The sequence below is a fragment of the Nocardia sp. NPDC004860 genome (assembly GCF_040609015.1).
In the GTDB taxonomy this organism is placed as follows: domain Bacteria; phylum Actinomycetota; class Actinomycetes; order Mycobacteriales; family Mycobacteriaceae; genus Nocardia.
The window spans coordinates 529,959-542,715 of sequence record NZ_JBEXJI010000003.1; the positions used below are offsets into that span (position 1 = coordinate 529,959).

Here is a 12,757-nt window from a genome sequence, read left to right on the forward strand (position 1 = left end):
CTCAGCTAACTCAGGGCTAGCTTCAGGTGTCGCTGCTGCCCCGGAACCACGGATCGTTCGAATTGAGCGCGGTGAGCAGGCGGCGGATGGCAGCGACCCGGAGCTCCTTGCCGGGCAGTTCGTCGAGCGCGCACTCCGGGTCGGCGGGCGGGCCCAGGTGGGTGCAGCCGCGCGGGCAGTTCTCGATGGCGTCGGCCAGATCGGAGAACGCCTGGATGACGTCGTCGGGGGTGATGTGCGCCAGGCCGAACGAGCGCACACCGGGCGTGTCGACGACCCAGCCGCCGTCGGGCAGCGGCAGCGCCACCGACTGGGTCGAGGTGTGCCGGCCCTTGCCGACCCCGGACACCTCGCCGACAGCGCGCTCCGCCTCCGGAACCAGCCGGTTCACCAGGGTCGACTTGCCCACCCCGGAGTGCCCGATGAACGCGGTCAGCCTGTCGTCCAGCAGGTCCAGCACCGGCTCCAGCGGATCCTCGATGCCGCCGTAGACGATGGTCAGATCCAAATCCTCGAAGGCCGACGCGAATTCGGAGTCGGCGGCCAGATCGTGCTTGGTCAGGCACAGAATCGGTTGCAGCCCACCGACATACGCCGCCACCATGGCCCGCTCCACGAATCCGGTACGCGGTGGCGGATCGGCCAGCGCCACCACGATGAACAGCTGCTCGGCATTGGCCACCACCACGCGCTCGAACGGATCGGTGTCATCGGCGGTGCGGCGCAACACCGTTCGCCGATCGACCACCCGCACGATGCGGGCCAGGGTGTCGGGCTTGCCGGACAGGTCGCCGACCACGTCCACCTGATCGCCGACCACGATCGGCGTGCGGCCGAGCTCGCGCGCCCGCATGGCCGTCAGCGGCCGGTCCGGATCCCCGTCCAGCACGCACCCCCAGCGTCCGCGGTCCACCGAAACCACCATGGCCGCTTCGGCATCCAGGTGCTGCGGCCGGGTCTTGGTGCGCGGACGCGAGCCCTTGCCCGGGCGTACCCGGACATCGGACTCGTCGTACTCGCGCCGCCTCAGTGGTCTGCTCCCGACGAGCCGAGCATGCTGTCCCAGAGGTCGACGAAGTTCGGCAGCGTCTTGGCGGTGGTGCCGATGTCCTCGATCTCCACACCCGGCGTCACCAGGCCGATGATCGCGCCGGCGGTGGCCATCCGGTGGTCGGCGTAGGAGCGCCACTGCCCGCCGGTGAGCGGATTGGGCACGATGGCCAGCCCGTCCTCGGTCTCGGTGACCTTGCCGCCCAGCCGGTTGATCTCGGTGGCGAGCGCGGCCAGCCGGTCGGTCTCGTGCCCGCGCAGGTGCGCGATGCCGCGCAGCCGGGATGGCGAATCCGCGAGTGCCGCAAGGGCGGCCACGGTCGGGGTCAGCTCGCCCACGTCGTGCAGGTCGATGTCGATGCCGGCCAGGCGCTCGGGCCCGCGCACGGTGAGCACGCTGTCGAAGAAGCGCGCCTCGGCGCCCATGCGCACCAGGATCTCCCGGATCACGTCGCCCGGCTGGGTGGTGAGCCGCGGCCAGTGCGGAATGCTCACCTCGCCGCCGGTGACGGCCGCCGCCGCCAGGAACGGGGTGGCATTGGACAGGTCCGGCTCGACCTCCCAGTCCACCGCCCGGATCGGGCCGGGGGCCACGGTCCAGGTCTGCGCCTTGCGCGGATCGTTGGGCGCGTCGACGCGAACGTCGGCCCGCCGCAGCATCTCCACGGTCATCTCGATGTGCGGCATGGACGGCAGCGCCGCGCCGTCGTGGTTCACGGTGACGCCCTGCTCGAACCGCGCCGCCGACAGCAGCAGCCCGGACACGAACTGCGAGGAGCCCGAGGCGTCGATGGTGACCGGACCGCCGCGCAGCGCGCCCATGCCGTGCACCACGAAGGGCAGCTGGTTGCCGTCGATGTCGAGGCCCAGTGCGCGCAGCGCGTCCAGGATCGTGCCGAGTGGCCGCACCCGCGCCTGCTCGTCGCCGTCGAAGGCGACATCGCCGCGCGCCAGCGCCGCCACCGGCGGCAGGAAGCGCATGACGGTGCCCGCGAGCCCGCAATCGACCATGGCGCTGGTGAATTCGGCGGGCGGAGTGACGGTGAGCGTCTCGCCCTCGCCCTCGATGCCGGTGCCCATGGCCCGCAACCCCGCGATCATGAGGTCGGTGTCCCGGCTGCGCAGCGCGCCGGTGATGGTGGACGGCCGATCCGCCAGCGCGGCGAGGATCAGCGCCCGATTGGTAATGGATTTGGACCCGGGCAGGGTCACGGTCGCGTGCACGGGAACTCGGACATGGGGCGCGGGCCAGAAAGTCACATGGCCATCTTCGCACTCCCGGCTCCCCGAGCCTTTTCGCCGACCGATAATTCTCACGGGACTTGCGTTGCGGCCCGGCGGTCGGGTGCCGTGTCCGACCGAGTCCGTACCCGATGAGTTACCCCGGACTCGCCAGATCGGTTGTTCCGTCGGGCATGGAAAAGCCTGGGCGTATACGTATATGAGTACGTATACTGGTCGGGTGATCGATCCCATCAGCCTCGTAATCGGTGGCGCGCTCGTCGGCGGCGGCTGGCTCGCGGGCCGATTCGGCTCCCGCCGCAGCAAACCCGGCACCGCGGCCGGCCCGGCCGTCTGCGGCTGCGGCCACGACCTCGCCCTGCACGACCGCGAAGCGGGTCATTGCCACGCCGAGACCTTCCGTAAGACCGGCGTCGGTATCAAAGCCTGGGCGCGCTGCAACTGTCAGCGCTACACCGGTCCCACCCCGCTCGAAGAGTTCTTCACCCCCACGCCCTTGCCACCGGCTCAGTGAACGCGCGATGCCGGTCTCCGTGGTGGAGACCGGCATCAACTGCCTGTGGCGCCCGGCATTTCAGGCTGAGCGCTCTCCCTACTTGGCGCGCCCGTGAATCAGCGGCACGATCTTGCGCAGCAGCTTCATGGTCCGGTCGGTACGGGTGTAGGACAGCAGCGCCATGCCGGGAATCGCGAAGCGCTGCACCGCGATCGAGTGTGGACGCGAGAATTCCAGCAGGCCCGGCGCACCGTGGATGCGGCCGATGCCGGAGTCGCGCACGCCGCCGAACGGCAGCCCCGAGATCGCCGCGTAGGACAGCACCGAGTTCACCGAGGTGCAGCCGACCTGGAGGCGCCGGGCGATCTCCATGCCCTGGTTCTTCGAGTACACCGCGGACCCGAGCCCGTACTTGCTCTTGTTGGTCAACTCCACGGCCTCGTCCACGCCGTTGACGGTGCGAATGGTGACGGTCGGCCCGAAGGTCTCCTCGCACACCGCATCCGAGGACTCGTCCACGTCGACCAGCACGACCGGTTCGATGAAGGGCCCCTTGACCGATTCGGGCCCGCCCAGTACGGCCTTGCCGCCGTTCTTCAGCGCGTCGTCGATGTGCCGGCGCACGATGTCGACCTGGCTGGGCATGGTCATCGGACCGTAGGAGGCCTTGGCGTCCGAACCCGGCTTGATGTCGGTGAGGATGCGCTTGACCTCGGCGACGAACTCGTCGGCGACCGACTTGTCCACGTACACCCGCTCCACGCCCGCGCAGGTCTGGCCGGAATTGGCGGTGGCGCCCCAGGCGACCGCGTCGGCGGCGGCCTTGATGTCGGCGTCGGCGGCCACGATCACCGCGTCCTTGCCGCCGCACTCCAGCAGCACCGGGGTGAGGGTCTCGGCGGCGGAGGCCATGATCTTCTTGCCGGTCGCGGTGGATCCGGTGAAGGCCAGCTTGTCGACGCCCGACTTGACCAGCGCCGCACCGGTCGCGCCGTAGCCGTTGATGGTGATGAAGACGCCGTCCGGCAGTTCCGGATTCGCCTCGGCGAACGCCTTGGCCACGAAATTGCCGATGCCGGTGGAGAATTCGCTCGGCTTGAAGACCACGCAGTTGCCGGCGGCCAGCGCGTAGGCGATGGAGCCGTTCGGGGTGTAGATCGGATAGTTCCACGGCCCGATCACGCCGACCACGCCGAGCGGGCGGTACTCCAGGTGGGCGGCGAAATTGGCCATGAACGCGCCGGGCGCGACCTTCTTGGGCTCGAGCACCTTCTTGGCATTGGACGCGGCCCACTTGATGTGCTCGAGGGCCAGCATGAGCTCGAGGAAGGCGTCGTCGAGGGGCTTGCCGTTCTCGGCGTGGATGAGCTCACTGAGCTCGTCGGACTTCTCGACCAGCTTGCTGCCCCAGCGCAGAATGTGCTTCTTGCGCTCGGCGTAGGTCAGCGCGCCCCAGGTGGCGGCGGCGGTCCGGGCCTTGGCGACGGCCGCGCGCACCGCCGCCTCATCATCGATCTTGTAGGTGGCGAGGGCCTCGCCGGTGGCAGGGTTGACCGAAGTCAGCGTGTCGGCCTGATCGAGCGGGGCGGTTTCGGTTGCAGTCATGATTGGCGGCGTCCCTTGATGAGAGTGTGATGAGACGAACGTCTCATACCGTCCATGTGATGTCAATTGCCATCACATCGTGGGCGATTCACTTCTGGAGACTGTCGGCACCCGATGGCAGCATGGTCGTCATGTGCGGTAGATACGCGACCACGACGAATCCCGCGAAGCTGGCCGTCGAGCTCGACGCTATCGACGAGACCGGCGACAAGGGCTTCGATCCGAATTACAACGTGGCCCCCACCAATCAGGTGCTCACGGTCGTCGAACGCCACGACCGCGACCACCCGGAGGACCCGGCCACCCTGCGCATCCGGGCCATGCGCTGGGGCCTGATCCCGCCCTGGACCAAGGCCGCCGAGCCCGGGATCCCGGTCAAGGGCAAACCGCTGTTCAATGCCCGCGCCGACAAGGCCGCCACCACCGCCTCCTTCCGCGATGCGGTGAAGAAGCGTCGCTGCCTGGTGCCCATGGACGGCTGGTACGAGTGGGTCACCGAGGCCGATGCGCTCGGAAAGGCCGTCAAGCGGCCGTATTTCATGTCCCGCGCCGACGGGGGACGCCTCTATATGGCGGGTCTCTGGTCGGTCTGGCGTGACCGCGCCCAGGGCGACGAGGCGCAGCCCCTGCTGTCCTGCACGATCCTGACCACCGATGCGGTCGGCGATCTGACCAAGGTCCACGACCGCATGCCCCTGCCGATGCCGCGCGAGCACTGGGACGCGTGGCTGGACCCGGACCACCCCGCTCCCGAATCGCTGCTGGAAACGCCTTACCCCGCAGCGGTTTCGGACATTCTGGTGCGCGAAGTGCCGTCGCTGGTCAACAGCGTCAAGAACAACGGCCCCGAACTGCTGGCGCAGGTGGACGAACAGGCCGGTCAGATCAGCCTGATCTGAACGCCTTCCTTCCCGTTCCAACACCGTGCCCCGCCGCGGAATGCGGCGGGGCACGGGAGCTTCGAGAGTTCGTCTCAACCGCACTTCACGGTCGGCAGCCCGATATTGAGCGTGCACTTCAGGGTGTCGGCCATCGAGTCGATCATCCTGGTGATGATGTTGCCGCCGAGCTTCTCCGCCTTGTCGATGCGCTCGTCCTTCTTCGGCTGCTGCCCGCCGCCCGGGGCGCCCGGGTCGGGGAAGCTCGGATTGACCGGAGCGGCGTGCACCGGCGCGGCCGTCGCGAGCGCCATCGTCAGCGGGGCGGATCCCAGTGCCAGTACCAGCGCTCCGGCGGCGACGGCCGTGCGAATTCGCCGATGGTGAGACATAGACCGCATCACATCCTCGGGTTCGTATCGGGCCTTGCGGACAAAAGGTTCACAACAAGCTCACTGCGCGCTCCCAAGTAACTCACAGAAATTCGGCCGAATTGTGAAAGGGCAATGCCCCCGCCGCGTCTTCGCGTCGGGGGCATTGCCGATTCGATGGTCGTCCGGCCGGTCAGACCGCGGCGGCGTCCGCCGTCTCGATGGCTTCCTTTCTGGCCTGGATGCCACCTGCGCTGCGCAGCGGCACCTCTTTCCAGAACAGCACCAGGATGAATCCGAGCAGCGCCACGAAGGTGGCCGACAGGAACACCCGGTCCATGGACTTGGCGAAGCCCTCCTTGAAGGGGTGCGCCAGCGTCGGGTTCAGCTGCTGGATCACCGAGCTGTCGTTGAGCACCTGGCCCACGACCGCCGGCGCGGTCTCCGGGTTCGACAGGCCGAGGACGACCTTCTTGTCGACCGAGTCGGGGCCCTTCACCGCGTCCCCGGCGGCCTGCGTGTAGGCCTGGTCGGTGCGGACGCTCTCCAGCGAGGTGGTGATGTTCGGAGCCAGCTGGGTGAACAGCACCGACAGGAACACCGCCACACCCAGGGTGCCGCCGATCTGCCGGAAGAAGGTCGCGGCCGCGGTGGACACGCCCATGTCCTTGGGCGGCAGCGCGTTCTGCAGCGCCAGGGTCAGCGGCTGCATCAGGTTGCCGAGGCCGAAGCCGGTGATGGCCATGAAGATCATGACGACCCACAGCTCGGTGTCGGCCGACACCAGGTGCAGCAGGAACAGGCCCGAGGTCAGCAGCGCCGCACCCACCGGCGGGAAGTACTTGTACCGGCCGGTCCGGGCGATCAGCTGACCGGCCAGGATCGAGTCGGTCATCATGCCCGCCACCAGCGGCAGCATCAGCAGACCCGCCTTGGTCGGGCTCGCGCCCTGCACCACCTGCAGGTACTGCGGCAGCAGGGTGATGCCGCCGAACATGGCCGCACCGACCACCACCGAAATGACCACGCCGAGGGCGAAGGTGGAGTTCTTGAACATGCGCAGCGGGATCAGCGCGGCGTCGCCCTGCCTGGCCTCGACCGCGATGAAGGACAGCACGCCGATCGCGCCCAGTGCGTAGCAGAGGATGGAATGGCTGCTGGTCCAGCCCCATTCGCGGCCCTGCTCGGCGACCACCAGCAGCGGCACCAGGCCGACGATCAGTGCCGAGATGCCCATCCAGTCGATCGGCACCTTGGTGACGGGGCGCTTGGGCAGCTTGAGCACGCGGGTCACCACGGCCAGCGCGATGATGCCGACCGGCACGTTCACCAGGAACACCCAGCGCCAGCCGGTGACGCCGAGGATCTGGTCGGTGCCCGACAGGATGCCGCCGACGACCGGGCCGACCACGCTGGAGGTGCCGAACACGGCCAGGAAGTAGCCCTGGTAGCGGGCGCGCTCCCGCGGGGACACGATGTCGCCCATGATGGTCAGCGCCAGCGACATCAGACCACCCGCGCCCAGGCCCTGGAAGGCCCGGAAGGCGGCCAGCTCGTACATGGAGGTCGCCATGGAACAGGCCAGTGAGCCGACCACGAAGATGGAGATGGCGGCCAGGTAGAACGGCTTGCGGCCGTACATGTCCGAGAGCTTGCCGTAGAGCGGCGTCGCCAGGGTCGAGGTGATCAGGTAGGCGGTGGTCACCCACGCCTGCGCCGAATAGCCGTGCAGCTCATCGGCGATGGTGCGGATGGAGGTCGACACGATGGTCTGATCCAGGGCCGCCAGCAGCATGCCCATGATCAGGCCGCTCATGATGACCAGGATCTGCTTGTGGGTGAAGCCGGCCGAATTGATTTCCGGCTCCGCCACTTCCGTTTGTGTTGTCACGAATTGCTCTCCGCGGGTGCGTAATAGGACTGAAGGTCTTTGTGGGCCGCGATATCGGCCAGCATGCGCTGCCGGGTCTCCTCGTAGCCGTCGACGAAGCGCCGTAGCAGGGCGGCGAAGGTCTCCCGTTCATCGAGATCCCAGCCGACCAGCATGTGGCGCAGCGAGTCGTTGCGGCGGGCCCGGATCTGGGCGGCCACGGTGCGGCCGGTGTCGGTCACGTCGAGGACGCTGACCCGGCCGTCGGCCGGATCCGCGCGGCGCTCGATGAGTCCGCGCTTGACCAGGCTCGCGACCTGCCGGCTGATGGTGGAGGCGTCGGAATAGAGGGCCTCGGCCAGCGCGCCCGAGCGTTTCGGGCCGTCGTGGATCAGCTGGAACAGGATGCTGAACGCGGCCGGTTCGATTTCGCCCTGGGTCATGGACGCGATCTGCGCATTGGTGCGGTCGCGCAGTTTGGTGAGCCGGGCGATCTCGTAGGCGATGGCGTCGACAAGGCCGTCGTCGATGTCGGTGGGGGTAGTCGCCGGGTCATCGTCGGTCACGGTCGGTCTCACCTCCTTGCGTCGGTCAACTGCTTGTATGCGTCAACTAGTTGTACGGCGCAAGTATTCCGACATAGTTGTCCCTTGGCAAGTTTTTTCCGGAGGTTGTGTCTCCGCTCACGGGAGAATCGGACAATTCGCCCCTCGGGGCGGGTCAGGCCACCGCGACCGCGGCCGTCACCGCTCCCGTGAGCCGGACCAGATCCGCCGGGGCGAGCTCGATCTCCAGCCCGCGCCTACCCGCGCTGCACAGCACCCGATCCCACTCCAGCGCCGACTCGTCGATGACGGTCGGCAGCCGCTTCTTCTGCCCCAGCGGCGAAATCCCGCCCAGCACATACCCGGTCGTCCGCTCCGCCTTGGCCTTGTCGGCCATGGCGGCCTTGCCGCCGCCCAGCGCCGCGGCCGCCGCCTTCAGCGACAGCGTGGTCGGCACCGGCAATACCGCCACCGCCAGCCCGCCCGACCCCAGCTCGATCACCAGCGTCTTGAAGATCTGCCCGGCGGTAACCCCGAGCTCGCCGGCGAGCGCCTCCACCGCCTCCGCCCCGTACGAATCACTGCGCGGGTCATGGGGATACGAGTGCACCCGGTGGTCCACCTTCGCCTGCATCAGAGCCTTGATCGCCGGGGTCGGAGCTGCAGCCATGGGCTCACCCTATCGAGCCGGCGCAACCGGATTTCCGGTGCTGGGAACAGGGTGAGCGCCACGCCTGTTGCACGCGATACGCGCTTCGCAGCAACCGCAGGGCCCACGGTTCGCGGGCGCACGCATCCCATTCATCCAAGGAGGAGTCGGTGACCGTTCTGGTCGAAGAGCCCCCGGTGCGGACCGGGCCGCTGCTGTTCCGCAGGGGAGCCGCCGACGTCGCGCCCCCGGCCGGTTTCCTGGCCGAATCCCTGTTCGCGGTAGATTCAATTGCTACGGCGATCGAAGGGATTAGCGTGACGAGCGACGACGACATGGTCGATCGCCAGCGTGATGACGACGCGGACAGCGAGCGCATCGACGCCGGCGACGATCAAGCGGTCGACTATGACGAGGTGAGCGAATCCGGTGCCAGGAGTACCGAATCCGCGGCGGAACTGGCCGCGCGATTCGAGCGTGACGCGCTCCCGCTGCTGGACCAGCTCTACGGGGCGGCGTTGCGCATGACGCGCAACCCGGCCGATGCCGAGGATCTGGTGCAGGAGACCTTCGCCAAGGCCTACCAGGGGTTCCGCTCGTTCCGCGAGGGCACCAACCTGCGGGCGTGGCTGTACCGCATCCTCACCAATACCTACATCAACTCGTATCGGAAGAAGCAGCGCCAGCCCGCGCAGTATCCGACCGACGAGATCACCGACTGGCAGCTGGCCTCCACCGCCGAGCACACCTCCACCGGTCTGCGCTCCGCGGAGATGGAGGCCCTCGAGGCGCTGCCGGACGACGACATCAAGGCCGCTCTGCAGTCGCTTCCCGAGGAGTTCCGGATGGCGGTGTACTACGCCGACGTGGAGGGCTTCCCTTACAAGGAAATCGCCGAGATCATGGGAACTCCCATCGGTACGGTCATGTCCCGTCTGCACCGTGGCCGTAAGCAGCTCAAGGGCCTGCTCGCCGACGTGGCGCGGGAACGTGGATTCAATCGGTCGGGCAGCGATGCGGCGCGTGAGGAGGTAACCCAGTGAGCGACGAGATGGAAGAACTGGACTGCTCGGCGGTGCTCGCCGATGTCTGGCTGCTCCTGGACAACGAGTGCGACGACACCGTGAAGGCACGGTTGCGTGAGCACATCGACCGTTGCTCGCCGTGCATCGAGGCCTACGGCCTGGAGGAGAAGCTGAAGTCGCTGCTGAATCGCAAATGCGGCGGCGACCGCGCGCCGGATTCCCTGCGCCAGCGCCTGACGATGGAGATCCGGACCAGCTACACGCATGTTGAAACGCGTGTCGTTACGGAGCCGGAGAACTGATTTGGTGGCGACCCGGGTAACTCACCGGGTACGTCCAAAATAGGTTCGGCACTTGACCGCCGGCACGGGTGTGAGAGTCGGAACGGCAACCGGCTGTCCGCTGAAGTCCCGGAGAGCGGAACTGAGCGGCACCCTTCCCGATGGGAAGTGGTGCCGCTCAGCAGTTTTCGAGCTTTTCGCTACGGCTCAGGCGTTCGGCCGCTTGCCGTGGTTGGCGGCACTCTTCTTGCGGCCACGCTTCTTACGTCCACGCTTACCCATAGGTAATCTCCCTTCAGTCGGCCGCCATTCTTTCATGTGTGGTTGGCTGTACCGTCAGGGGCTACGGGTCACGCGAACGCGAGAGGTGTACATGGCTGAGGAAGTGAAGGCCGAGATGGTGTCGACTGTGCTGAACATCGAGGTCGCTGTCGGCGAGAAGGTCAGCGTCGACCAGACCCTGGTTCTGCTGGAGTCGATGAAGATGGAGATCCCGGTCATCTCCGAGATCGAGGGCACCGTCGCCTCCATCCACGTCAGCCCCGGCCAGGTGCTGCAGCAGGGTGACCTGATCGCCGTCATCTCCTGAGCGACGAGCCCCCGACCTGCTCCTGACGCGCCCTTGCCGTGTCGCGTGGGAACATACACGCGACGTGGGAACAGAGGAGCGTGGGTGAATGTCGACACTGAGTGAGCTACTGGCCGAGCACACCGATCTACCGGGTGCGGCCGTCGACCATTTGCAGCGGGTGGTGGGGGACTGGCAGTTGCTGGCGGATCTGTCCTTCGCGGATCTGCTGCTCTGGGTGGGCACGGGCCCGGTCAGCGCGGGCGCGGAGGTGGTGTGTGTCGCCCAGTGCCGCCCCACCACCGCGCCCACCGTGCACCTCGAGGATCTGGTCGGCACCCTCGCCACCAAGGAGGCGAATCCGCAGGTGTTCGAGGCCCTGATGACCGCCGATATCGCTCGCACCGAAACCGATACCGCCCTCACCGGCGTCTATCACCCGCATCCCGTGCATGCCATGCGCGAGGCGATTCCGGTGCGGGTCGGTGACGACATCATCGCCGTGCTCGGCCGCGACACCGATACCCAGCGCCGCAAGATGCGCTCCAGCCTCGAGATCGCCTACATGTCCTGCGCGGACGACCTGTGCCAGATGGTCGCCGACGGCACCTGGCCCGCGCTCGAGGACCGCACCGGCGCGCACTCCAGCCCCCGCGCGGGCGACGGTTTCATCCGCCTCGACACCGAGGGCACCGTCGTCTACGCCAGCCCCAATGCCCTGTCGGCCTATCACCGCATGGGTCTGCAGAACGACCTGGTCGGCCAGGATCTGGCGCTGACCACCCGCTCGCTGATCACCGATCCGTTCGACGCGCAGGAGGTCGTCGGCGACATCCAGGCCGCCCTGGCCGGAAAGGCCGGGCGCCGAATGGAAGTCGAGGCGCGCGGGGCGACCGTGCTGCTGCGCACCCTGGTGCTGCGCCCGCACGGGGAACTCGCCGGGGCCGCGGTGCTGGTCCGCGATGTCACCGAGGTGAAGCGGCGCGACCGCGCGCTGCTGTCCAAGGACGCGACGATTCGCGAGATCCACCACCGGGTGAAGAACAACCTCCAGACGGTGGCCGCGCTGTTGCGACTGCAGGCCCGCCGCACCGAGAACGAGGAGGCTCGCCTGGCCCTGACCGAATCGGTCCGCCGGGTCACCTCGATCGCCTCGGTGCACGAAATGCTGTCCATGTCGGTTGACGAAGAGGTCGATCTGGACGAGGTGGTGGACCGCCTGCTGCCGATCATGGCCGATGTGGCGACCGTGCACACCGCCCGCATCAAGGTGCGCCGCGCCGGATCGCTCGGCGTCTTCTCCGCCGAACGGGCGACGCCGCTGGTCATGGTGCTGACCGAGCTGGTGCAGAACGCCATCGAGCACGCCTTCGACGCCGGCGAGAACGGTACTGTCACAATCCGTTCCGAGCGTTCGGCGCGCTGGCTCGATGTCATCATCAGCGACGATGGCCGCGGCCTGCCCGACGGATTCAGCCTGGAAGCTTCCGACCGGTTGGGCCTGCAAATCGTCCGTACTCTGGTGACGGCGGAATTGGGCGGGTCCATCGGACTTCATCCCGGCGCCGATGTCGGCACCGACGCGGTCCTGCGAGTTCCCCTCGGCCGTCGCTCCGCCCGCTGAAACATATTGCGCGGCACACGAGTTCGGGCGTAGTGAAAAATCTGCGCCCGAACTTTCGTTCGAAGAGTCAATCCCGTTGAACGGGAATTACTCTCGTGATCGGACTTGGTCCGGCCCCTTTACACACTGAAGCCCGGCACCTGAATTCGGTGCCGGGCCGAATTGCGTTGCGGCCGCGAGGCTGGGGTCGGCCGTAACGCCTGTCGCCTAGCTGGTTAGACGACGGTGCGGGTACGCGTACGCGCGTTGCGGCGCTTCAGCGCGCGACGCTCGTCTTCGCTCATACCACCCCACACGCCGGCATCCTGGCCCGACTTCAGGGCCCAGGAAAGGCAGTCAGCGGTGACGGGGCAGCGAGCGCAGACCAGCTTGGCATCGGCAATCTGCGCGAGCGCCGGACCACTGTTTCCCACCGGGAAGAACAGCTCGGGGTCCTCGTCGCGACAGATGGCCTTGTGGCGCCAGTCCATTCCTCTGCTCCTTTGCTAGGGCGCGCACGGCGCTGCCCCTCGGGTTTGTGGTCCGTTCACTTGTGCGACTCGAATGTTTCCGC

The 12,757-nt window shown here is 67.6% G+C and carries 14 protein-coding genes; 6 read left to right on the forward strand and 8 right to left on the reverse strand.

What is annotated here, in order from left to right:
* Nucleotides 1–22: 22 nt before the first annotated feature.
* Together rsgA and aroA are read right to left on the reverse strand one after the other, a co-directional pair.
* A complete protein-coding gene (gene rsgA / locus ABZV44_RS10070; protein WP_354834138.1) occupies nt 23–1,066 on the reverse strand; it encodes a ribosome small subunit-dependent GTPase A in 1,044 nt (347 codons plus the stop codon).
* Nucleotides 1,027–2,310, reverse strand: a complete 1,284-nt coding sequence (gene aroA / locus ABZV44_RS10075; RefSeq protein ID WP_354833982.1) for a 3-phosphoshikimate 1-carboxyvinyltransferase — start codon at nt 2,308–2,310, stop codon at nt 1,027–1,029. The genes rsgA and aroA overlap by 40 nt, the downstream gene beginning before the upstream one ends.
* A 202-nt stretch (nt 2,311–2,512) precedes the next feature.
* Here aroA and ABZV44_RS10080 point away from each other — a divergent pair, with 202 nt between their 5' ends.
* Nucleotides 2,513–2,806, forward strand: a complete 294-nt coding sequence (locus ABZV44_RS10080) for a hypothetical protein (RefSeq protein WP_354833984.1) — start codon at nt 2,513–2,515, stop codon at nt 2,804–2,806.
* Nucleotides 2,807–2,884: 78 nt separating this feature from the next.
* Here the strand turns inward: ABZV44_RS10080 and ABZV44_RS10085 are convergent, their stop codons facing one another.
* Nucleotides 2,885–4,393 (reverse strand): aldehyde dehydrogenase family protein, encoded by a 1,509-nt coding sequence (locus tag ABZV44_RS10085; protein ID WP_354833986.1) that lies wholly within the window; start codon nt 4,391–4,393, stop codon nt 2,885–2,887.
* A 131-nt stretch (nt 4,394–4,524) separates the two neighbouring features.
* On the opposite strand from ABZV44_RS10085, the gene ABZV44_RS10090 reads away from it, so the two are divergent.
* A complete protein-coding gene (locus ABZV44_RS10090) occupies nt 4,525–5,292 on the forward strand; it encodes an SOS response-associated peptidase (RefSeq protein ID WP_354834141.1) in 768 nt (255 codons plus the stop codon).
* 74 nt (nt 5,293–5,366) lie between these two features.
* On the opposite strand, the gene ABZV44_RS10095 is transcribed toward ABZV44_RS10090, so the two are convergent.
* The 4 genes from ABZV44_RS10095 to ybaK all read right to left on the reverse strand — a co-directional run bounded on the left by ABZV44_RS10095 (nt 5,367) and on the right by ybaK (nt 8,727).
* A complete protein-coding gene (locus ABZV44_RS10095; protein WP_354833988.1) occupies nt 5,367–5,663 on the reverse strand; it encodes a hypothetical protein in 297 nt (98 codons plus the stop codon).
* Between the two features lie 172 nt (nt 5,664–5,835).
* Nucleotides 5,836–7,533: an MDR family MFS transporter gene (locus ABZV44_RS10100; protein WP_354833990.1), complete on the reverse strand. Its 1,698-nt coding sequence runs from the start codon at nt 7,531–7,533 to the stop codon at nt 5,836–5,838.
* Nucleotides 7,530–8,078 (reverse strand): MarR family winged helix-turn-helix transcriptional regulator, encoded by a 549-nt coding sequence (locus tag ABZV44_RS10105; protein ID WP_354833992.1) that lies wholly within the window; start codon nt 8,076–8,078, stop codon nt 7,530–7,532. Before ABZV44_RS10105 ends, ABZV44_RS10100 begins: the two co-directional genes overlap by 4 nt.
* A gap of 154 nt (nt 8,079–8,232) precedes the next feature.
* Complete coding sequence (ybaK, locus tag ABZV44_RS10110) at nt 8,233–8,727, reverse strand: Cys-tRNA(Pro) deacylase (protein WP_354833994.1); 495 nt, start codon at nt 8,725–8,727, stop codon at nt 8,233–8,235.
* Between the two features lie 290 nt (nt 8,728–9,017).
* Here ybaK and ABZV44_RS10115 point away from each other — a divergent pair, with 290 nt between their 5' ends.
* The 4 genes from ABZV44_RS10115 (at nt 9,018) to ABZV44_RS10130 (ending at nt 12,204) form a co-directional block, all read left to right on the forward strand.
* The gene (locus ABZV44_RS10115) at nt 9,018–9,749 is read left to right on the forward strand and encodes a sigma-70 family RNA polymerase sigma factor (protein ID WP_354834144.1); all 732 of its coding nucleotides are present in this window, start codon (nt 9,018–9,020) and stop codon (nt 9,747–9,749) included.
* A gap of 8 nt (nt 9,750–9,757) precedes the next feature.
* Complete coding sequence (rsrA, locus tag ABZV44_RS10120; protein ID WP_354834147.1) at nt 9,758–10,033, forward strand: mycothiol system anti-sigma-R factor; 276 nt, start codon at nt 9,758–9,760, stop codon at nt 10,031–10,033.
* Nucleotides 10,034–10,385: 352 nt separating this feature from the next.
* On the forward strand, nt 10,386–10,601 hold the full coding sequence (locus ABZV44_RS10125) for a biotin/lipoyl-binding carrier protein (RefSeq protein WP_354833996.1): 216 nt from the start codon (nt 10,386–10,388) through the stop codon (nt 10,599–10,601).
* Between the two features lie 88 nt (nt 10,602–10,689).
* Nucleotides 10,690–12,204, forward strand: coding sequence for a histidine kinase N-terminal domain-containing protein (locus ABZV44_RS10130; protein WP_354833998.1), 1,515 nt, complete (start codon nt 10,690–10,692; stop codon nt 12,202–12,204).
* A 215-nt stretch (nt 12,205–12,419) separates the two neighbouring features.
* Here the strand turns inward: ABZV44_RS10130 and ABZV44_RS10135 are convergent, their stop codons facing one another.
* The gene (locus ABZV44_RS10135; RefSeq protein ID WP_011211115.1) at nt 12,420–12,674 is read right to left on the reverse strand and encodes a WhiB family transcriptional regulator; all 255 of its coding nucleotides are present in this window, start codon (nt 12,672–12,674) and stop codon (nt 12,420–12,422) included.
* Nucleotides 12,675–12,757: the final 83 nt, after the last annotated feature.

Excerpts from the sequence above, each read along its gene's own strand:
- ABZV44_RS10135 (WP_011211115.1), bottom strand. The coding sequence starts at position 12,674 with ATGGACTGGCGCCACAAGGCCATCTGTCGCGACGAGGACCCCGAGCTG.
- ABZV44_RS10130 (WP_354833998.1), top strand. The coding sequence starts at position 10,690 with ATGTCGACACTGAGTGAGCTACTGGCCGAGCACACCGATCTACCGGGT.
- ABZV44_RS10095 (WP_354833988.1), bottom strand. The coding sequence starts at position 5,663 with ATGTCTCACCATCGGCGAATTCGCACGGCCGTCGCCGCCGGAGCGCTG.
- rsrA (WP_354834147.1), top strand. The coding sequence starts at position 9,758 with ATGGAAGAACTGGACTGCTCGGCGGTGCTCGCCGATGTCTGGCTGCTC.
- ybaK (WP_354833994.1), bottom strand. The coding sequence starts at position 8,727 with ATGGCTGCAGCTCCGACCCCGGCGATCAAGGCTCTGATGCAGGCGAAG.
- ABZV44_RS10125 (WP_354833996.1), top strand. The coding sequence starts at position 10,386 with ATGGCTGAGGAAGTGAAGGCCGAGATGGTGTCGACTGTGCTGAACATC.
- ABZV44_RS10085 (WP_354833986.1), bottom strand. The coding sequence starts at position 4,393 with ATGACTGCAACCGAAACCGCCCCGCTCGATCAGGCCGACACGCTGACT.
- ABZV44_RS10090 (WP_354834141.1), top strand. The coding sequence starts at position 4,525 with ATGTGCGGTAGATACGCGACCACGACGAATCCCGCGAAGCTGGCCGTC.